Source organism: Micromonospora trifolii, from assembly GCF_050516465.1.
Lineage (GTDB): Bacteria > Actinomycetota > Actinomycetes > Mycobacteriales > Micromonosporaceae > Micromonospora > Micromonospora trifolii.
In genome coordinates, this window is record NZ_CP191526.1 from 2,139,799 (window position 1) to 2,159,063 (window position 19,265).

The 19,265-nt window shown below is 73.0% G+C and carries 20 protein-coding genes and 1 pseudogene; 17 read left to right on the forward strand and 4 right to left on the reverse strand.

The features are described 5' to 3' along the window. Window positions 1–7: 7 nt before the first annotated feature. Both ACQRWP_RS09920 and ACQRWP_RS09925 read right to left on the reverse strand, forming a co-directional pair. Window positions 8–340, reverse strand: a pseudogene (locus ACQRWP_RS09920) (TcmI family type II polyketide cyclase); the annotation flags it as partial. A gap of 95 nt (window positions 341–435) precedes the next feature. Beyond that, the gene (locus tag ACQRWP_RS09925; RefSeq protein ID WP_430501921.1) at window positions 436–1,233 is read right to left on the reverse strand and encodes an AfsR/SARP family transcriptional regulator; all 798 of its coding nucleotides are present in this window, start codon (window positions 1,231–1,233) and stop codon (window positions 436–438) included. A gap of 425 nt (window positions 1,234–1,658) precedes the next feature. Here ACQRWP_RS09925 and ACQRWP_RS09930 point away from each other — a divergent pair, with 425 nt between their 5' ends. From ACQRWP_RS09930 to ACQRWP_RS09970, 9 genes are read left to right on the forward strand one after another with little or no spacing between them, the layout of a single operon-like run. Beyond that, the gene (locus ACQRWP_RS09930) at window positions 1,659–1,997 is read left to right on the forward strand and encodes a TcmI family type II polyketide cyclase (RefSeq protein WP_091408771.1); all 339 of its coding nucleotides are present in this window, start codon (window positions 1,659–1,661) and stop codon (window positions 1,995–1,997) included. Further along, the gene (locus ACQRWP_RS09935) at window positions 1,994–3,760 is read left to right on the forward strand and encodes an acetyl-CoA carboxylase carboxyltransferase subunit alpha (protein WP_430501923.1); all 1,767 of its coding nucleotides are present in this window, start codon (window positions 1,994–1,996) and stop codon (window positions 3,758–3,760) included. The genes ACQRWP_RS09930 and ACQRWP_RS09935 overlap by 4 nt, the downstream gene beginning before the upstream one ends. Continuing rightward, on the forward strand, window positions 3,757–4,287 hold the full coding sequence (accB, locus tag ACQRWP_RS09940) for an acetyl-CoA carboxylase biotin carboxyl carrier protein (RefSeq protein ID WP_430501925.1): 531 nt from the start codon (window positions 3,757–3,759) through the stop codon (window positions 4,285–4,287). Before ACQRWP_RS09935 ends, accB begins: the two co-directional genes overlap by 4 nt. Before the next feature lie 19 nt (window positions 4,288–4,306). Beyond that, window positions 4,307–5,737, forward strand: coding sequence for an acetyl-CoA carboxylase biotin carboxylase subunit (locus ACQRWP_RS09945; protein WP_430501927.1), 1,431 nt, complete (start codon window positions 4,307–4,309; stop codon window positions 5,735–5,737). Continuing rightward, a complete protein-coding gene (locus tag ACQRWP_RS09950; RefSeq protein ID WP_430501929.1) occupies window positions 5,734–6,489 on the forward strand; it encodes an SRPBCC family protein in 756 nt (251 codons plus the stop codon). Before ACQRWP_RS09945 ends, ACQRWP_RS09950 begins: the two co-directional genes overlap by 4 nt. Then, window positions 6,482–6,886, forward strand: a complete 405-nt coding sequence (locus ACQRWP_RS09955; RefSeq protein WP_112587250.1) for a cupin domain-containing protein — start codon at window positions 6,482–6,484, stop codon at window positions 6,884–6,886. Before ACQRWP_RS09950 ends, ACQRWP_RS09955 begins: the two co-directional genes overlap by 8 nt. Beyond that, window positions 6,883–8,157, forward strand: coding sequence for a beta-ketoacyl-[acyl-carrier-protein] synthase family protein (locus ACQRWP_RS09960; RefSeq protein ID WP_430501932.1), 1,275 nt, complete (start codon window positions 6,883–6,885; stop codon window positions 8,155–8,157). The genes ACQRWP_RS09955 and ACQRWP_RS09960 overlap by 4 nt, the downstream gene beginning before the upstream one ends. Next, window positions 8,154–9,428: a beta-ketoacyl synthase N-terminal-like domain-containing protein gene (locus tag ACQRWP_RS09965; RefSeq protein ID WP_430501934.1), complete on the forward strand. Its 1,275-nt coding sequence runs from the start codon at window positions 8,154–8,156 to the stop codon at window positions 9,426–9,428. The genes ACQRWP_RS09960 and ACQRWP_RS09965 overlap by 4 nt, the downstream gene beginning before the upstream one ends. Further along, window positions 9,425–9,742 carry an antibiotic biosynthesis monooxygenase family protein gene (locus ACQRWP_RS09970; protein ID WP_091408806.1) on the forward strand — a complete coding sequence of 106 codons (318 nt, stop codon included), beginning with the start codon at window positions 9,425–9,427 and terminating at the stop codon, window positions 9,740–9,742. The genes ACQRWP_RS09965 and ACQRWP_RS09970 overlap by 4 nt, the downstream gene beginning before the upstream one ends. Window positions 9,743–9,832: 90 nt before the next feature. Here the strand turns inward: ACQRWP_RS09970 and ACQRWP_RS09975 are convergent, their stop codons facing one another. After that, complete coding sequence (locus ACQRWP_RS09975) at window positions 9,833–10,858, reverse strand: IS30 family transposase (RefSeq protein ID WP_430501936.1); 1,026 nt, start codon at window positions 10,856–10,858, stop codon at window positions 9,833–9,835. Between the two features lie 207 nt (window positions 10,859–11,065). Here ACQRWP_RS09975 and ACQRWP_RS09980 point away from each other — a divergent pair, with 207 nt between their 5' ends. Next, window positions 11,066–11,893 (forward strand): M55 family metallopeptidase, encoded by an 828-nt coding sequence (locus ACQRWP_RS09980; RefSeq protein WP_430501938.1) that lies wholly within the window; start codon window positions 11,066–11,068, stop codon window positions 11,891–11,893. Window positions 11,894–12,220: 327 nt separating this feature from the next. Continuing rightward, window positions 12,221–13,570 carry a class I adenylate-forming enzyme family protein gene (locus tag ACQRWP_RS09985; RefSeq protein WP_430501940.1) on the forward strand — a complete coding sequence of 450 codons (1,350 nt, stop codon included), beginning with the start codon at window positions 12,221–12,223 and terminating at the stop codon, window positions 13,568–13,570. Here ACQRWP_RS09985 and ACQRWP_RS09990 read toward each other — a convergent pair. Then, window positions 13,498–14,184, reverse strand: coding sequence for a 4'-phosphopantetheinyl transferase family protein (locus ACQRWP_RS09990; protein WP_430501942.1), 687 nt, complete (start codon window positions 14,182–14,184; stop codon window positions 13,498–13,500). The two genes, ACQRWP_RS09985 and ACQRWP_RS09990, sit on opposite strands and share 73 nt — an antisense overlap. Window positions 14,185–14,199: 15 nt before the next feature. On the opposite strand from ACQRWP_RS09990, the gene ACQRWP_RS09995 reads away from it, so the two are divergent. The 6 genes from ACQRWP_RS09995 to ACQRWP_RS10020 all read left to right on the forward strand — a co-directional run bounded on the left by ACQRWP_RS09995 (window position 14,200) and on the right by ACQRWP_RS10020 (window position 19,254). After that, window positions 14,200–14,466 carry an acyl carrier protein gene (locus tag ACQRWP_RS09995; protein WP_196922961.1) on the forward strand — a complete coding sequence of 89 codons (267 nt, stop codon included), beginning with the start codon at window positions 14,200–14,202 and terminating at the stop codon, window positions 14,464–14,466. Beyond that, window positions 14,466–14,711 carry an acyl carrier protein gene (locus tag ACQRWP_RS10000; protein WP_430501945.1) on the forward strand — a complete coding sequence of 82 codons (246 nt, stop codon included), beginning with the start codon at window positions 14,466–14,468 and terminating at the stop codon, window positions 14,709–14,711. Before ACQRWP_RS09995 ends, ACQRWP_RS10000 begins: the two co-directional genes overlap by 1 nt. Then, entirely contained in the window at window positions 14,704–15,807 is a 1,104-nt protein-coding gene (locus ACQRWP_RS10005) for a beta-ketoacyl synthase N-terminal-like domain-containing protein (RefSeq protein ID WP_430501947.1), read from the forward strand. Before ACQRWP_RS10000 ends, ACQRWP_RS10005 begins: the two co-directional genes overlap by 8 nt. Window positions 15,808–15,959: 152 nt before the next feature. Further along, complete coding sequence (locus ACQRWP_RS10010; protein WP_430501949.1) at window positions 15,960–16,406, forward strand: beta-ketoacyl synthase chain length factor; 447 nt, start codon at window positions 15,960–15,962, stop codon at window positions 16,404–16,406. Beyond that, a complete protein-coding gene (locus ACQRWP_RS10015; protein WP_430501951.1) occupies window positions 16,403–18,019 on the forward strand; it encodes a class I adenylate-forming enzyme family protein in 1,617 nt (538 codons plus the stop codon). The genes ACQRWP_RS10010 and ACQRWP_RS10015 overlap by 4 nt, the downstream gene beginning before the upstream one ends. Further along, a complete protein-coding gene (locus tag ACQRWP_RS10020) occupies window positions 18,016–19,254 on the forward strand; it encodes a beta-ketoacyl-[acyl-carrier-protein] synthase family protein (protein ID WP_430501953.1) in 1,239 nt (412 codons plus the stop codon). Before ACQRWP_RS10015 ends, ACQRWP_RS10020 begins: the two co-directional genes overlap by 4 nt. Window positions 19,255–19,265 lie beyond the last annotated feature (11 nt).

Below are 19,265 nucleotides of genomic sequence, written 5' to 3' on the forward strand. Positions count from 1 at the left end.
GGCGTGCCGCCGGCACCTCGGCTGCGTCCCAGCGGTAGAAGCAGCCGGCGATCGCGTCCCGGGGGGAACGCCAGGTCGGCAGGTACGGCGACGTGTGCGCGGAGAGCCGCTCGTTGACCTGCTGGAAGAGCGGGTGGTTGCGGGCCGCCGCGAGCGCGTCCGGGTCGACGTCGTCCGAGGTCTCCAGCAGGTGTACGCACAGGTCGTGCAGGCAGTACAGGGATCGGTGCGTGACACCGGTCAGGCTGGGGAGTTCGGTGGCGTCGGACTCGGCGAAGATCTGCGCGACCCGACCCTCCGCTCCCGGGATGATCCGGCTGACGATCAGTAGACGACTCATGGGACCCCTTCCGCCGGTGGCCTGCCCGACCCCTCGGGGGACCGGTGCCACGTGCACTGTGCGCCCACCGTGCCGCAGCGCCTGTCACATCACCGTCACGTACGCCTAACGGCCGGTGACGGGCGTTCGGTGATGGCCTCGCGGCTGGCCTGGCGGATCGGGGCGAGGGTGTCGTCGAGCAAAGCGCTCATGGCGGGGCTCGGCTCCAGCCGCAGCTCCCGGCGCAGCAGGTCCCGGTAGACGTAGAAGGCGTGCACGGCTTCGAAGGCGTTGCCCTCGGCCAGGTGGATGCGGACCACCAGTCGGTGTGGTGTCTCCCGTAACGGCTCGGCGGCCATCGCCTCCAACGCGGCTTCGAGAGCCTCGCCGTGCCGCCCCGCGGCCAGGTGGTGCCCCGCCACCTGTTCCAGCATGTGCAGGCGGAGTTGGCGCAGGCGTTCCCGGTCCAGCAGCACCCAGTCGTCGTACCAGCCGGGGAGGAGGTCGTGCCGCCCGGCGGCGAGCGCCCCGGCCGCGGTGCCCGGGTCGTCGCCGTCCCGGACCCGGGCCGCGGTGCCGACCAGGTCGTCCACATCGAGCCGGACCGCCGAGCCGAGGCTCACGGTGTCGCTGGCCACGGTCATCGGGCAGCACGGGTCCTGTCGTAGCCGCCACAGGGCGGTACGCAGGGAGGACAGCGCCCGTTCCTCCGACGCGTCGGGCCAGAGCAGCCCGGCGAGCTGGCTGCGGGTGGCGCCGGGGCGGAGCCCGATCAACGCGATCACCCGTTGCAGCCCGCGCGGCACCACGACCGGTACCGCCTCGCGGAGGAGTCGGAAGCCGCCGAGCAGGTGCAGTGAGACGCCCTCCTCCGGCGGGTCTCCGGCGGTCGGCACGGACGGATCAGCGGCCACGGCGGCACCCCCTGCGGAACGCTCGTCCCGACTGTCTGCTGTGTCCCGGATCGGTTGCCCTCGACGCCACTGTCGACCCCGCCGATCGCGGCGTGGCCGGGCGCGGCCCCGCCCGCCGAGGCCGCCGGGCTGACCACGCTGAAGATTATCAATAACGGTCACGTTGCGTCAATGTCAGCCTGAGCCTCTATATAGCGACAGTCAACCCGAGATCGGTTCTGAACTGCATAAACATCAGCGCGTGCGGCACACCGGGCACATAGCTGATACACAGGTTGCGTCAACGCAGCGTCACTGCCATCCGTCGCTGGCCGACCCGGCGCGGTGACGCCGCCGTGACGAGGATCGGCGCATCGTGTCGGCAGTCGTCCAGCGCGTCCGGGGGCCACCCGTCGCCGGCCGGACGCTGTGGGGGGAGGCCCAGAATGGACCGATCGCTGATCGTCGCGAAGGTGGATCCGACCGCCGAGGAGCGGGTTGCCGAGATCTTCGCCGAGTCGGACGCGACGGAGCTGCCGCGCCTGGTCGGTGTCCGGCACCGCTCGCTGTACCGACTGCACGACCTCTACGTGCACCTGCTCGAGACCGCGCAGCCGGCGGAGGGCGCGGTGGAGGCCGCTCGTGACCACCCCGAGTTCATCCGCGTCAGCGACCGCCTGCGCCCGTACGTGTCGCCGTACCTGTCGACCTGGCGCTCGCCGCGCGACGCCATGGCGCGGTGCTTCTACCGGTTCGACGCCCCGGACACCGGGCGGCGGTCGTGACGGCCACCGCGCCGCGCGAAGAACAGCTCTGGTCCCGCTGCGCGGGCTGCGCCAGCCTGCTCTACCGCAAACGGCTGCGCCGCAACCTCGACGTCTGCCCGGAGTGCGGCGAACATGCGCGACTCGGCGCGCCGGAACGCCTGCGCCAACTGGTCGACCCGGGTTCGCTGCGCCTGCTGCCCGACCGGCTGCCGGAGGCGGACCCGCTCGACTTCGTCGACGTGCTGCCGTACCCGCATCGGCTCACCGCCGCGCGGGCCAGCACGGGTCTGGCCGAGGGGGTCGTCTGTGCCACGGCCACCATCGGTGGGCACCCGGCGGCCCTGGCGGTGATGGACTTCCGCTTCCTCGGTGGCAGCCTGGGCTGCGCGGTGGGCGAGCTGATCACCCGGGCCGCCGAACGGGCGCTGGACGACCGCACCCCGCTCGTCCTGATCACCGCCTCCGGCGGGGCGCGGATGCAGGAGGGCGCGCTGTCGTTGATGCAGATGGCGACCGTCAGCCAGGCCATCGCCGCGCTGCGCGAGGCGGGGCTGCTCACCGTGAGCGTCCTCACCGACCCGACCTACGGCGGGGTGGCCGCCTCGTTCGCCACCAACACCGATCTGGTGCTCGCCGAGAGCGGCGCGCGGATGGGCTTCGCCGGCCCCCGGGTGATCCGCCAGATCACCGGGCGGGCCCTGCCGGAGGGCTTCCAGACCGCCGACTTCCTGCTCCGACACGGGCAGGTCGACATGGTGGTGCAGCGTCGGTCGCTGCGCGGGCGGCTGATGGCGCTGCTCGCCGCGACCCGCGCCGGCGGGCCGGCACGTTCGCCCGTACCCCGGCAGGAGCCGGCGTCGCGCCGCGAGCGCCTCGCCGACGACGGCGCGGCCCTGGCGCGGCCGGCGGACCCGGCGGCCGAGGGAGACGCCGACACCCCGGAAGCGGGGGACACCCCGGCGGTACGCGACGCGTGGGACACCGTCCGGATGGCGCGGCACCCGGGGCGACCCACCACACTGGACTACCTGGACTCGGTCTTCGACGGGTTCGTGGAGCTGCACGGCGATCGGCTCGGTGCGGACTGCCCGGCCATCGTGGGTGGGGTGGCCCGGTTGGCCGGCCGGCACGTGATGGTCATCGGCCACCAGAAGGGGCACACCACCGCCGAGCTGGTCGCCCGCAACTTCGGCATGGCCAGCCCGGCCGGGCACCGCAAGGCGCTGCGGCTCATGCGCCTCGCGGCCCGGCTCGGCCTACCCGTGGTCACCCTGGTGGACACCCCTGGTGCCGACCCCGGAGTGAGCGCCGAGGAGCAGGGTCAGGCGGCGGCCATCGCCGAGAACATCCTCACCCTCACCGTGCTGCCCACCCCCGTGCTCGCGGTGATCACCGGCGAGGGCGGCAGCGGCGGCGCGTTGGCGCTGGCGGTGGCCGACCGGGTGCTGATGCTGGAGAACGCCGTCTACTCGGTGATCAGCCCCGAGGGGTGTGCGGCGATCCTCTGGCCGGACCGGTCCGCGGCGCCGCAGGCCGCCCGCGCGTTGCGACTGACCGCGCCCGACCTGCGCCGGCTCGGGGTGGTCGACGAGGTCGTCTCGGAGCCGTCGAGTGCCGCGCACGACGACCCGGCGGAGACCGCCCACCGGTTGCGCGCCACCCTGCTGGCCAACCTCCTACCGCTGCTGGACGTGCCGCCGGCCATGTTGGTCCGCCTGCGCCGGCAACGTTTCCGACGGTTCGGCGCGAACCGTGTCGGCGCTCGGGCGGGCCTGAGATGACCGCCGGCGACCGCGCGCTGTCGACCGTCGACGCGTCCGACGACGCGGGGGTGAACGGCGAGGAGGCGCTGGCCGGGCTGCGCCGGCAGGCGCAGCACCTGATCGCCGAGCTGGCCGGGCCGGTGCGCCGGATCCGGCTGCGCAGCGGGCCGGCGGTGCTGGAGGTCGAGTGGCACCCCGAGGACGCGACCCGGCCGGGCGTACCGCTGCCCCGGGCCGAGGCGGCACCGGCGGTCGTGCCGGCGCCCGGTGCCGCACCTGCGGTGCTCCGGCCACCGGTGCCCGGGCGCGCCGCGGTGCGGGCACCGATCGTCGGCACCTTCTACCGGGCGCCGGAGCCCGGCGCGCGGCCGTTCGTCGCGGTGGGCGACCTGGTCCGCCCGGGCCAGCCGGTCGCCATCGTCGAGGCGATGAAGCTGATGAACGAGGTGACCGCCGATCGGGCCGGCCGGGTGGCCGCGATCCTCGTCGAGGACGGCCAGCCGGTCGAGTACGACCAGCCGCTCGTCGAACTGGACCCGGCATGACGGCGCGGAGTGGTTGACCATGTTCGAGACCGTGCTGATCGCCAACCGGGGCGAGATCGCGCTGCGGGTGCTGCGCGCCTGCAAGGAGCTCGGCGTGCGGACGGCGGTGGTCTACTCCGCCGCCGACGCCGACTCGGCGGTGGTCCGCCTGGCCGACCAGGCCGTCCGGATCGGACCGGCGTCGAGTCGACGCAGCTACCTCAACGCCGCCGCCATCGTGGAGGCGGCGCGGCAGGTGGGCGCGCAGGCCGTGCACCCCGGCTACGGCTTCCTCTCCGAGGACGCCGACTTCGCGGAGATCTGCGCCGACAACGGGCTGACGTTCATCGGCCCGCCACCGGCGGTGATGGCCGCGCTGGCCGACAAGTCCTCGGCACGGGCGCTGATGAGCCGCGCCGGCCTGCCGCTGTCGCCGGGCAGTGTCGCGCCGGTGCCGACCGCCGCAGCGGCGGCGGAGGTGGCCGAGGCCGTCGGCTACCCGGTGATCGTGAAGGCCGCCGCCGGGGGCGGGGGCCGGGGAATGACAGTGGTGCACACCCCGGGCGAGCTGCGCCGGGCGTACACCCGGACCCGGGCCGCCGCGCAGGCCGCCTTCGGCGACGACCGGGTGTACGTCGAGCGCTACCTCACCGAGGCGCGGCACGTCGAGGTGCAGGTGCTCTGCGACGCCCACGGCAACGGGGTGCACCTGGGCACCCGGGACTGCTCGGTGCAGCGCCGGCACCAGAAACTGGTCGAGGAGGCGCCCGCCCCGGCGCTGCCCGCCGCCGTTCTCGACACCATCGCCGAGACCGCCCTGCGGGGTGCGCTCCAGGTCGGTTTCGTCGGTGCCGGCACGCTGGAGTTCCTGGTCGACGCCGAGGAGAAGTTCCACTTCCTGGAGATCAACTGCCGGATCCAGGTGGAGCATCCGGTGACCGAGATGGTCACCGGGATCGACCTGGTGCACGAGCAACTGCACATCGCCGCCGGGGTGCCGCTGCGCTGGCGGCAGGAGGAGATCCGCCTGCACGGCGTCGCGGTGGAGTGTCGGGTCAACACCGAGGACCCCGAGCGCGGCTTCGCCCCCACCCCCGGCCGGTTGGAGCGGTTCACCCCACCCGGCGGCCCGTTCACCCGGGTGGACACCCACGCCAGCGCCGGTTACCTGGTCGGCCCCTGGTACGACTCGCTGCTGGCCAAGGTGATCGTCTGGGCGCCCGACCGGGAGTTGGCCCTCAACCGGCTGGAACGTGCCCTGGACGAGTTCGACATCGCCGGTCCGGGCGTGCACACCACCATCCCGTTCGTCCGGCGGGTGCTCGACGACGCCGCATTCCGCAAGGGCCGCTACACCACCGGCCTGGTCGACCGTCTGCTCGCCGCGCCCGTGCCCGGGCCGACGGCCACCCCCGCACCGCGTACCGCGCCCGCCGCAGATCCCGACGCAACCCACAGGAGGACCCGATGACCGTCACCCATGGTCGCCCGATGACCGCCGAGATCACCGACATCCTGGTGGCGCACTGCGGGCTGGACGCCGACGCCGCGGCCCGGGCGCCCGCCGCGTCGCTGGAGGAGCTGGGCATGGACTCGCTCGCACTGCTGGAACTGTCGGCGGTCGTCGCCGACCGCTGGCAGGTGAGCATCCCCGAGCAGGCCGGGCAGTTGAGCATCCCGGCGGTGGCCGACCTGGTCACCCGCCGCGTCGACCCGCCCGGGCACACCGAGAACAGCGTGCTCATCGACGCGCCGCTGGGGCTGGTCTGGGAGGTCACCAACGACGTGGCGAACTGGACCGAGCTGTTCACCGAGTACGCCGTGGTGGAGATCCTGCACCGCGAGGGGCACACGGTGCGGTTCCGGCTCACCATGTACCCCGACGAGAACGGGGTTTCCTGGAGCTGGGTCAGCGAGCGCACCGCCGACCCGGTGAGCAGGCAGGTCCGGGCGCACCGGGTGGAGACCGGGCCGTTCGAGTACATGCGCATCCACTGGCGCTACACCGAGGAGGCCGGTGGCACCCGGATGACCTGGACGCAGGACTTCGCGATGAAGCCGACCGCGCCGGTCGACAACGCCGCGATGACGGAGCGGATCAACACCAACAGCGTGATCCAACTCGCGGTGATCAAGGACCGGGTGGAGCGGACCGCCTGGCAGCGCGCCGACCAGGGCAGCCCGACCGCCAGCGACGCACCGACGGAGGCCGACGATGAGTGACCTGAGCACCCGCCCGATCGCCGCCCGGGACGTACCCGCCGACCGCCGGCGCGGCGGTGAGCTGCGGGTGCTGCTCGGCCCCCGCACCGTCGGCAGCACCTCGGGTTTCCTCGGGGTGGCCACGCTCGAGCCGGGGGAGCGGATCGCCGAGCACTACCACCCGTACAGCGAGGAGTTCCTGTACCTGGTCCGGGGCGCGATCACCGTGGACCTGGACGACCAGCCGACGCTGCTGGCCGCCGGCGAGGGGCTTTTCGTACCGGTGAACGTGCGGCACCGGCTGCGCAACACCGGCGTCGAACCGGCCGAGGTGGTCTTCCACCTGGGCCCGCTCGCCCCCCGGCCCGAACTGGGCCACGTCGACACCGAACTGGTCGAACAGCGGGGCGGGTCATGACGGGGCGCCGCACGGTGGTGACCGGGATTGGGGTGGTCGCCCCGGGCGGCGCCAGCCGGGACCGCTTCTGGAAGACCATCACCGAGGGGCGGACCGCCACCCGGCGGATCAGTTTCTTCGACCCGTCGGCGTTCCGGTCGCAGATCGCGGCGGAGTGCGACTTCGACCCGGTCGCGGCGGGGCTCAGCGAGGCCGAACTGCGGCGGGCCGACCGGTACGTGCAGTTCGCGCTGGCCTGCTCCGCCGAGGCGGTGGCCGACGCCCAGTTGGTGCTCACCGACGCGGAACGGGACCGGGCCGGGGTCGTGTTGGGCACGGCGGTGGGCGGCACGATGGCGTTGGAGCAGGAGTACGTCACCGTGAGCGAGCACGGCCGGCGTTGGCTGGTGGACGGGGCGCGTGGTGGCCCGTACCTCTATCAGGCGCTGGTGCCCAGCAGCCTCGCGGCGGACGTGGCCTGCCGGCACGGGTTGCACGGCCCGGCGCAGGTGGTGTCGACCGGCTGCACCTCCGGCATCGACGCCATCGGGTACGCCCACCAGATGATCGTGGACGGTGAGGCGGACGTGATGCTGGCCGGCGCGGCCGACTCGCCGATCTCGCCGGTCACTGTCGCCTCGTTCGACGCAATCAAGGCGACCAGCCCGGACAACGACGACCCGGCACACGCCTCCCGCCCGTTCGACGCCGACCGGCACGGATTCGTGCTGGCCGAAGGCGGGGCGGTGCTGGTGCTGGAGGAGGCCGGGCACGCCCGGCGGCGGGGAGCGCACATCTACTGCGAGGTGGCCGGCTACGCCAGCCGCAGCAACGGCTTCCACATGACCGGGCTACGGCCGGACGGGCTGGAGATGGGCCTCGCCGTCACCGACGCGCTCCGGCAGGGCCGGATCCTGCCCGAGCAGGTCTCCTACATCAGCGCGCACGGCTCGGGCACCCGGCAGAACGACCGACACGAGACGGCCGCGTTCAAGCGGGCGCTGGGCCAGGCCGCTTACCGGATACCCATCAGCTCGATCAAGTCGATGGTCGGGCACTCGCTCGGCGCGATCGGGTCGATCGAGATGGCCGCGTGCGCCCTCGCCATCGAGTTCGGTGTGGTGCCGCCGACGGCGAACTGGAGCACCCGGGACCCGGAGTGCGACCTGGACTACGTACCCAATGAGGCGCGGGAGGTGCCGGTGGACGTGGCCCTCTCGGTGGGCAGCGGGTTCGGCGGTTTCCAGTCGGCGATGGTCTTCCGTCGGATGCTCGGCGCGGTGGCGGCGTGAGCGCCGCTCCGCACAGTGGCGGCGCGACGGCCCGGGCGGTGGTGACCGGCATCGGGGTGGTCGCACCGAGCGGCATCGGCGCGGACGCGCACTGGCGCACGGTCCTCGCCGGCACCCGCCGGACCGGCCCGATCACGTTGTTCGACCCGGCCGGTTATCCGACCCGCTTCGGCGGGGAGGTGCCCGGCTTCACCGCCGACTCCTACGCCGACAGCCGACAACTGGTGCAGACCGACAGGTGGACGCACCTCGGCTTCGCCGCCACCCGGCTGGCGCTGGCCGACGCCGGCCTGCCCGACCGGGCCCCCGACCCGTACGGCTACGCGGTGACCCTGGCCAGCTCGTCCGGGGGCAACCTGTTCGGTCAGCGGGAACTGCAACGGCTGTGGGGCGGCACGTCCCGAACGGTCGGGGCGTACCAGTCGATCGCCTGGTTCTACGCGGCCAGCGTCGGGCAGCTCTCCATCCACCACCAGTTCAAGGGTCCGAGCGGAGTGCTGGTCGCAGAGTCGGCCGGCGGGCTGGACAGCCTGGCGCACGCCGCCCGCGCGGTGCGCCGGGGCACCCCGGTCGTGATCGCCGGGGCGACCGAGTGCCCGTTGAGCCCGTACGCGCTGGCCTGCCAGCTGCGCTCGGGGCTGCTCAGTGACGTCGCCGACCCGGAGCGGGCCTACCGGCCGTTCGACGCCAAGGCCAGCGGCTACCTGCCGGCCGAGGGTGGAGCGGTGTTCGTGGTGGAGGAGCTGGGGCACGCCCTGGCCCGGGGCGCCCGGGTCTACGGCGAGGTGAGCGGCTGGGGCTCCACCCACGACGCCGCGCACACCACGGCGGAGAGCACCGGCGACCCGGCCCAGTACGCGCGGGCGATGCGTCTGGCCCTGGACCGGGCGGGCGTCGCCGCGGCCGGAATCGACGTGGTGCTGCCCGACGCGCTCGGTGTGCCCCGCTACGACCGCAGCGAGGCCGAGGCGCTGCGTGCCGTGTTCGCCGACCGGCCGCCCCCGGCGACCACGCAGAAACCGCTGACCGGTCGGGCGTACCAGGGCGGCTCGGCGTTGGACGTGGCCACCGCGCTGCTCGCCTTCGCCCACGACACGTTGCCCGCGTCGGCCGGGCCGGACGAGGTGGCCGAGGGCTGCGAGCTGGACTTCCTACGGGAGCACCGCCGACCGCGCAGCCGACTCGCCCTGATCTGCGCGCGGGGCTTCGACGGGTTCAACAGCGCGCTGGTCCTGCGCGGGGCCGCGCCGATGAGGGGAGAGGCGTCATGAGCGACAAACGAGCCCGGGTGGTCTTCCTGGTACGGGTGCCGGTGCCGCGCACCGAGCAGTTCCTCGCCGCGTACGAGGAGGTGCGGCACCTGGTCGCCGGCGGTGTGCCGGGGCACCTGGTCGACCAGGTGTGCCGGTCGTCGACCGACCCGGAGCAGTGGTTGATCACCAGTGAGTGGGCGAGCCTGGCCGACTTCGAAGAGTGGGAACGCAGCCCGGAGCACCGGGACCTGGTGCGTCCGATGCGGGAGTGCTTCACCGACGCCCGTTCGCTGCGCTTCCACATCCACGCCCAAACCCCGGCCCTAGCCTGACGGTCCGCCCCGCCCCGCCCCGCCGCCCCCGCCCCGCCCCCGCCCCACCGCCCCCGTCGATCATGGAGTTGTGGTGGGGGACAGGTGGGCTCAACCGGTGGTTGCAACACCTAGAAGTTGGGTCATCTTCTCACCTGGGGTGGCCCAGCCCAGGGTCATGCGGGGGCGGTCGTTGAGTTCGTCGGCGACGTGGTCGAGGCCGGTTTGGTCGATGGTGGTGAAGTCGAATTGGCCTTTGGGGAAGTACTGGCGGAGCAGTCCGTTGGTGTTCTCGTTGCTGCCACGCTGCCAGGGGCTGTGTGGGTCGCAGAAGTAGACCGGGCAGTCGGTGGCGATGGTGAAGTCACGGTGCCGGGCCATCTCGACGCCCTGGTCCCAGGTCAGCGAGGCCCTCAACCGCTGCGGGAGCCAGCTCATCGCCGCGGCCAACTGGGACACGACGTGGTCGGAGACCTTGCCCTCGGGCAGTCCGACCAGGATCACGAACCGGGTAGCGCGTTCGACCAGCGTGGCGATCGCGGAACCACCGCGCCCACCCCGACGGACGCCCTCGAGGAGATCACCCTCCCAATGACCGGGCACCGCCCGGTCAGCGACCTCAGCCGGCCGGTCAGCGATACGCAGGTCGACCCACGGCCGAGCCGAGCGCACCGCCCCGGCTGACGCCGCCCGACGGCGACGAGCGGCCCGCCCTGATCGCAACGCCACCTGCCGCGTCAACTCCGCGCGGAGGTTGCCCCGCGCCTGCAGGTAGATCGCCTGGTAAATCGTCTCGTGCGACACCCACATCTCCGGCGTGTCCGGGAACTGCACCCGCAGCCGAGCACTGACCTGCTGCGGCGAACGGCGTCGCCGCAGCATATCCAGCACCACCTGACGCAACGGCCCGCCGTCAGCCAACCGCGGCACCCGCCCGGACCGGTTATGCCGCAGAAACGACGCCCACTGCGCCATCAACGGCTGATACCGCTGCCCATAACGCTCGAACCGACCCACCTCCCGCGAGATCGTCGACGCTGACCGCTCCAACCTTCGCGCGATCGACCGCAACGACTCACCCGCAGCCCGACCCAACCCGATCTGCTCCCGCTCCAGCGGACTCAACCTCGACGCCATAGCCACCCCAACGAAAATCACCGAAGGGTGTTGCAACCACCGGTTGAGCCCGCCACAAGTGCCCCTTACTGCGACGATCCAGGCACCACAACTCCATGATCGACGGCTCCCTTCCCGACGACCGAAACTGCGAGATCGGCGCGGTGGGGCGGGCTTCGCCGCGGGCGGGGTCGATATTGCGTCAGGAGCGCGTAGGGTCCTGGGGCCATGAAGGTACTGATCTCGGTCGACCTCGAAGGCATCTCGGGGATCGTGCATCCCACCGAGACGAATCCGGATCGGTACGACTACGAGCGCGGCCGGGCGTTGATGACGGCCGAGGCGAACGCGGTGATCGCCGGGGTCCTCGATGCCGAACCCGACGCGGTGGTGTGGGTCGCCGACGCGCACGGGACGTTTCGGAACATCCTGCCGGAGGACCTCGACCGGCGTGCTCACCTCGTGCGGGGCAAACCCCGCCCGCTGGGCATGCTAGCGGGGCTGGACGAGCAGACGGATGCCGTTCTGCTCGTCGGCTATCACGCTCGGGCCGGTGCCGGGCCCGCCGTGCTGGCGCACACGATAAGCGACGCCGTCCTCGACGTACGGGTGGCCGGACGATCGCTGGGCGAGATCGGCCTCAACGTCGCCATGGCGGGACACCTGGACGCGCCGGTCGTCCTGCTCAGCGGAGACGACACCGCCTGCGCCGAGTTCGGTGAACTGGTGCCCTCGGCAGTCACCGTCGCCGTCAAGCAGACCCTGGGGCAGGCCGCCGCGGTGGCCCTGCATCCGCAGGAGGCACGGGAGCGGCTGCGCCACGCAGCCGCCGACGCAGTCGCCCGGCGCGCCTCGATTCCCCCGGCGAAGATGGCCGGGCCGTTGGACGTCGAGGTCGACCTCTACGGTCCTTACATGGTCGACCTCGCCACTCTGGTGCCGGGTGTGGCCCGCGTCGGCGGCGGCCGGACGGTCGCCTTCCACGCCGCCGACTTCGCCGAGGCATACCGGCTGGTTCAGTTGCTGGTCCAACTCGCCAGCATCAAACCGAGCTAGCGGCCGCGAGTCGTCGGCTCTCAGCCGGTGACCGCGACGCCATCGGCCGTCCGGCTGGGGCCGCGCGACGGTTGTACGAGGCGTCATGGCTCGGTGACGCTCTGCCGAATCGCCCGCCCGATCCTGTCCGCCGAACGGGCTGTCGGCAATCCGGCTGGCCGCTGCTTTTGATCCATCCATTCGCATCTAGCAATGCCGTCGTTGAGGGTCGTATGGTTCCCCGCAGCACCCCGACAAGCGTACGTGATGGGCGGATTCGCCCTCTTTGATGCTGGGCGGTGATCGGCAGTGACGGCAGAAGATCCTACGGCGACCGACCCGGGATGGGTGGACGAAGTCCTGTTCGCAGGCCACCCGACCGACGTTTGTCTCCGTCTGCCCGAGCCCGTCGACCGGGCCACCCTGCACCGGCTGGTCACCGCCGCGCAGGACCGGCTCACCGCCGCCGGACTGCGCCCCGGCGGCGCTGCGGCGCTGCGGTTGCCGCCGTCCCTGGCGTACGTGGTGAACCTGCTGGCCACCTGGCGCGCCGGGGGGCAGGCGATCCTGCTCGACCACCGGCTCACCGACCACGAGGTGGACCGGGCGCTGGCCCGGCTGACCCCGCAGGTGGTGGTCGCCCCGGTGCGGACCGGTGGCGGAGCGCTGAAAATCTTCGTCGACGTCACCGAGGGCGTCACCCGGTACGCCGACCGTCCGGCGGTCAGCGGCCACGCCGTGATCCAGCTCAGCTCCGGCTCCACCGGCCCGTCCAAGGTGATCGGCCGCACCGCCGCCGACCTGGTCGCCGAGGTGCACCGCTACACCCGGATCGACGGGGTCGCGCTGCCCGGCGAGCGGATCATCCTGCTGCCCTCGATGGTGCACGTGCTCGGCCTGGTCGGCGGCCTGCTCTACGGGCTGCACGCCGGGGTCGAGCTGGTTCCGCCGGAGCGGCTCAGCGGCGACGCCGTGCTGGCCGCGATCAGTGCCGGCACCACACCGGCCACCGTGCTCGGAGTGCCGTTCCACATCGGACTGCTCGCCTCCACCCGCCCGACCGGTCCACTGCCGCAGCTGCGGCGGATGACCACCGGAGGCGAGCTGGTGCCGGCCGCCGTCGCCCGGGCGTTCACCGACCGGTACGGGGTGCCCCTGGGCAACATGTACGGGATGACCGAGGTCGGGGTGATCGGCACCGACCTGCACGGCGCGCACCGACCGTCGATCGCCCCGGCGCCCGGCATCGAGGTCCGCGAGACCGGCGGTGAGCTGTGGGTGTCCTGCCCGGCGTCGCCGTACGTCGGACTGAGCGACCCGACCCGCTGGTCCGACGGTTGGCTGCACACCCGTGACGCCGGCACCGTCGATGAGGACACCGGCCTGGTCACGGTGCGCGGTCGACTCGACTCGCAGGTCTCCGTCGGCGGATTGAAGGTCGACCTGACCGAGGTGGAGGCCACCGTCGCCGAGTTGACCGGGGTGGCCGCCGCGGTGGTGGTCTGGGACGACGGCATCACCGCGTACGTCCAACCCGACGGCCCGCTGTCGGAGGAGACCCTGGACAAGCTCCTCGCCGAGCGGTTGGCCGGCTACAAACGGCCCCGGGCGCTGCACCTGCTCGATCAGTTGCCCCGTACCACCACCGGCAAGCTGGTCCGCTCGACCGACGCGCTGCGCTCGGCGGTCACCCCGTGACCGGGCCGCTGCACCACCTCGACGTCGACCTGCCCGCTCGCCCGCGCGGCGACCGCCAGGACGAGGCCCCCGCCCAGCTGCGGGTGACCGACCCGCAGGGGCTCGGCACCGGGTACCGGTCGCAACGGCAGCCCCGGCGCCGGCATCAACCGGCGCAGCCCGCCGTTCCGCAACCCCCGCCCGAGGGCCTTACCGACCGCCTCCTTGGCGGTCCACAGCCGCAGGAAGTCCACAGTCCGACCGGCCTCGGGCCGATCGTCCAACCAGGCCAGCTCGGCGGGCGGGAACCAGCGGCGGGCCAGCGCGAGCGCCGGCAGCGGGCGGATCCGCTCCACGTCCACCCCGACCGCACCGGCCCGACGGGCGGCGACCACCACCAGCCCGGCGGTGCGGCTGACGCTGACCGCCAGCTCGACCGACCCGGTCACCTCGTCGACCCTGACGGCCGGCCGTCCTTCGCGGTCGTGCGTCAGCACCAGCTCGGTCTCCGGGCGACCGAGCAGCAGAGCACCCGCCCGCCGCAACAGCACAGCGGCCGGATCCGGCTGACCGCCGGTGTCCCGACCGACCCACACGTAGGCGGTGTCCCGACCGGACACCGTCAGCTGAGCCACGCAGAGAGGGTATCCATGAGAGCCGAGGTCCGCGCCTTTGTCGTCGAGCAGCTCGCCGACATGAACTACGACGTCGAGGGGCTCGACGACGACACCACGCTCGGCCCCTCCGGCGTCGACCTGGAGTCTCTCGCCCTGGCCGACCTGTCCGTCCGGGTCGAGGACCGGTACGGCCTGACGTTCGCCGACGACGAGTCGGAGCAGCTGGCCCTCATGACGGTCGGCGAGTTCACCACCATGGTCGCCAATCGCGTCACCGAGGCGACGAGCGACAAAGCCTGATGAGCGGTCAGCCCGATCTGGGGCGAGCTGACCTGATGACCATGCTCGCCGAACTCACCGCGAAACCGGCTGCCGAGGTGTCCGACCGGATCGGCTCGATGGAGCTTGCCTGGCTGGTGCACCTCGTCGAGCAGCGCTACGAACGCCGGCTCGACATCACCGACGACGAACTGGCCGGCATCCGCACCGTCGACGACGCCCTGCTGGTGTTCCGGGCGGCGCTGACCGTCTCCGCAGATGGTTGAGGCGCGCGTCGCCCAGCTCACCGGTGTGCACGCGGTCAGCGCCCTGGGGCGGGGTGCCGATGCGCAGCTCGCCGGTGTGCTGGCCGGGGTGCCGGCGTTCGGACCGGTGGGCCGATTCGACACAGCCGCCCGCCGGGTCACCGTGGCGGCCACCCTGCCCGAGGTCGGTACGCTCCCCGACGAGCTGGCCGCAGCGATCGACGCGGCCTGTCGGGCGGCCGGTCTGGACCGCGCGCAGCGCGCCGGGTGCTCCCTGCTGCTCGCCGTGCACGGCGGCCCGGCCGTGGGCCCGACGCCGGCCGTGCTCGCCGGTCAGCTCGCCACCCGAGGTGGACTCTCGGGTCACACCCGGGTCTACACCAGCGCCTGCGTGTCGGCGAGCACGGCGGTGGCCGACGCCGCCGCTCGGATCACCCGGGGTGACGTCGAGCGGGTGGTGGTCGCGGCCGGCTACCTGGTGGAACCGGACCAGTTCGCGCTCTTCGACGCCGGTCGCGCCCTCGCGGTCGACGGGGCGGTCCGCCCGTTCAGCGCTGGCCGCCGGGGGTTGCTGCTGGGCGACGGGGTGGCCGCGGTGGTGCTGGAATCGAGCACCGGCAGACGGCGCGGTGTCGATCCGGTGGCCACAGTGGCTGGTTGGGGGCGGGCCGGTGACGCGTTCCATCCCTGCCAGCCGGAGCCTGGCGGCACCGGGTTGGCCCGCGCGGTCGACGGCGCGCTGCGCCGGGCCGGGCTGCCACCGGAGTCCGTCGGCTACGTCAACGCCAACGCGACAGGTACCGCGCAGAGCGACACCGCCGAGGCGGCCGCCCTGCGTCGGGCCCTCGGCGGGCATGCCAACCGGGTCCCGGTCAGCTCCACGAAGTCGGTGCACGGGCACGCGCTGGAGGCGTCCGGGTTGCTCGAACTGGTGGTCACCGCGCTCGCGCTGCGCCACGGCCAACTGCCGGTCAACGCCGGCTGGCTAGGCCGAGACGACTCCTGCCCCCTGAACGTCGTCATGGACCGTCCCCACCAGACGGAAGCCACCCACGCCCTGACCCTCAACGCCGCCTTCGGCGGCGCCAACACCGCTCTCCTGGTCGGCGTCGGATGACCGCCCCCATCTCCCCGCGATCTCGCACTTTCTGCCCCGACGAATCCGACCAAGCACCCAGATCGACGACCGAGACCGCAAGATCGCCGGGGGAGAGGGCCGGGGAGAGGGCTCGGGCCTTCTGGCCTGAGGGTGGGGACGTCGAGGGCACGGTGGCGGGGGTGCCGGGGTTTGTGCACTCGGACTTCGCGCCGGTGGTGGTGGCCGTCGCGGAACGGTGTCTGCGACGGGGGTACGGGTCGGCGGGAGTGCCCGCCGGGATGCGGACGGGGATCGTGCTGGTCAGCGCCAGCGGTGATCTCGCCAGCGCCCAGCACGTACGGGCCACCGTCGAGGCCGGCGGGCGGATCGGCCCACTGTTCTTCTTCCAGTCCGTGCCCAACAGCGTCGCCGGGCACATCGCGGCCCGCTGGAACCTGCGTGGCCCGGTGGTCTGCCTCAGCCCGACCGGCGACCCGTACACCGACGGCGTCGACGAGGCCGACCTGCTGCGCGACGACGGCGACGCCGACGAGGTGTTGCTGATCCTGATCGAACAGGCACCCGACAAGCCGACCGAGGCGGTCGCGGTGCTGCTGGGGGGAGGAGCACGACCATGAGGACACGGGGACTGCGCGGCGCACTGGCCGCCGACACCGAGCTGGGTGCGGGCAACGTCCTGGCCCGGGTACTGGCGCACGGCGCCGACCCGGACGGGCCCGGCCTGACCTTCGACACCGCCGTCGACGGGCACCCCGCCGAGACGCCACTGACGCTCGGGCGGCTCGACGAGCGGGTCGCCGCCCGCGCCGCCTGGCTGCACGAACAAGGGGTACGCCCTCGCGACCCGGTCGCCGTCTGGGCCACCGCCGCCGCCGACATGGTGCTCAGTTTCCTGGCGCTGGCCCGGCTCGGGGCGATCCCGGCGCTGATGAACGGCAAACTCCGCCCGGAGATCGCCGCCGAGTACATCCGCCGCCTGCGGGGCGTCGGTGTGCTGGCCGACGACGCGCACACCGCGTTGTTGGCCGGGCACGACCTGGGCGTACCCCTGCTCGGCACCCCCGCGCAGGCCGGCACGGGCGATCCGGCCACGGCCCCGGCGCACTACCGGCACCACCCGGACGACCCGATCGTGATCACCCACACCTCCGGGACGACCGGGGTGCCCAAGGCGGTGCTGCACTCGCACGCCAGCCTCTTCGCGGCCACCCGACACCTGCTCACCATGCCGCAGGCGCAGGGCACCACCCGGATCCTCAACGCGCTGCCCGCACCGCACACCGCCACGGTGCTGATGGTCAACCAGGCGCTGGGCAACCGCGCTCAGATGTTCCTGCTCTCCGAACAGGGCGGCGAGCAGGTGCTGGACGCGATCCAACGCTGGCGCCCCGACGGGGTGTTCGGTTTCTCGGTCACCTGGGCGGAGCTGGCCCGCTTCGACCTGTCCGGGTACGACCTGGACTCGGTGCGGCTGTGGTTCAACACCGGCGACGCCTCGCACGAGCCGCACATCCGCCGCCTCGTCGCGGTCGGTTGGCACGACACCGTCACCCGCGACGGGGTGGCGAAGGTGCCCGGCTCGGTCTTCATCGACGGGCTGGGCTCCAGCGAGATGGGGCACTCGATGTTCCACATCACCCACCGCGCCGACACCGACCGGTACGGCCGCTGCATCGGCCGCCCGTACCGGTTCGCCAAGGTCGCGGTGCTCGACGCCGACGGTGAGCCGGTGCCGGTCGGCGAGGTGGGTTTCCTGGGCATCGACTCACCGTCGCTGTTCCGGGGCTACTGGAACGACTCGGTCACCACCCACCGCTTCCGCCAGCGGGGCTGGTACCTCACCGGTGACCTGGTCCGCGCTGACGCCGACGGCCGCTACTACCACCTGGACCGGGCGGTGGACTCGGTCGACGCCGGTGACGGGCGGCGCTTCTACACAGCGCTGTCCGAGGAGCGCATCCTCGCCGCCTGCCCGGACGTCACCGACTGCACCGTGGTGATCGTCGCCGAGGCCGGCGCGGTCGTCACCGACGTGCTGCTGGAGTTGGCCGCCGGCGCCGACGAGGCCGAGGACCGCACCGATCGGGTCCGCGCCGCCCTCGGCCCGGACGTCGGCGCCACACTGCGCCGGGTCGTGCCGGTGGGCTCCGCCGACATCCCGGTCACCGTGACCGGCAAGGTCCGCAAGGTGGTCCTGCGCGAGCGCTACCTCACCGAGGCCACTTCGTGAGCGCGTTGATCACGGGGATGGGTCTGTTCACCCCGGTCGGGCGGGGCGTCGAGGAGACCTTCGACGCGCTGACCACCGGCCGGTCCGGGCTGACCCGCCCGCCCGAGGGGCACCCGGCGAGCAAGTCGCTGGACGTCGCCGGCCTGCTGCCCGACATCGACCCGCGCACCGTCGCCTCCGGGCCGGAGACCCGGGTGCTGGACCGGATCGTCGTCCTCGCCCTGCTCGCCGCGGCCGACGCTCTCGCCGACGCCGGCATCGAGGTGGGCCGCGACGTCGACCCCGACCGGATCGGTGTGATCGTCGGTGGGGTCGGCGGGATGGCCACCCTGGAGTCGCAGGTGCTGGCCCGGGCGGCCCGGGGTCGGGCGGCGGTCAGCCCGTACCTGCTCACCGGGATCCTGCCGAACATGCCGGCGGCGCGGATCGCCATCGCGCACGGCATCCGGGGCTACAGCTCGTCGGTCGGCACCGCCTGCGCCTCCGGCGCCCAGGCGGTCGCCGACGGGGTGCGGCTCATCGCGACCGGCGAGGTCGACGTGGTGCTCTGCGGTGCCAGCGAGGCACCGCTCTTCCCGACCTTCGCCGACACCTTCGGCAACGCGCGGGCGTTGGCGCGCGCCGGCACCGACCCGGGCCGGGCGAGTCGACCCTTCGACACCTCCCGCAGCGGGTTCGTTCTGTCCGAGGGGGCCGCGCTGCTGGTGCTCGAACGCGCTGAGCACGCCGCGGCGCGCGGCGTCGCCGGGTACGCCGAGGTTGCCGGCCACGGCGCGACGACGGACGCGTACCACCCGACCGCGCCCCGCCCGGACGGCGCCGGCGCGGCGGCGTGCATCCGCCGGGCGCTGCGCAGCGCCGGTGTGCCGGCGGCGGCGGTCGGCTACGTCAACGCGCACGGCACCGGCACGAAGCTCGGTGACATCGCGGAGACCACCGCCCTCGCCGACGTCTTCGGCGTCGGCGGTGTGCCGGTCAGCTCCACCAAGGCCCTCACCGGTCACCTGTTGGGGGCCTCCGGGGTGCTGGAGGCGGCGGCCACCGCGTTGGCGCTCGGTCGGGGGCTGCTGCCGCCGACGTACCACCTCGACGATCCGGACCCGGCCTGCCCGGCGGACCACATCCGTGGCAACCCCCGCAAGGCCGACCTGGAGTACGCGGTCACCAACTCGTTCGGGTTCGGCGGCCAGAACGTGAGCCTGCTGCTGGCACGCGTCGCCGAGCCGAGGGGGTGATCGAGGCGGCA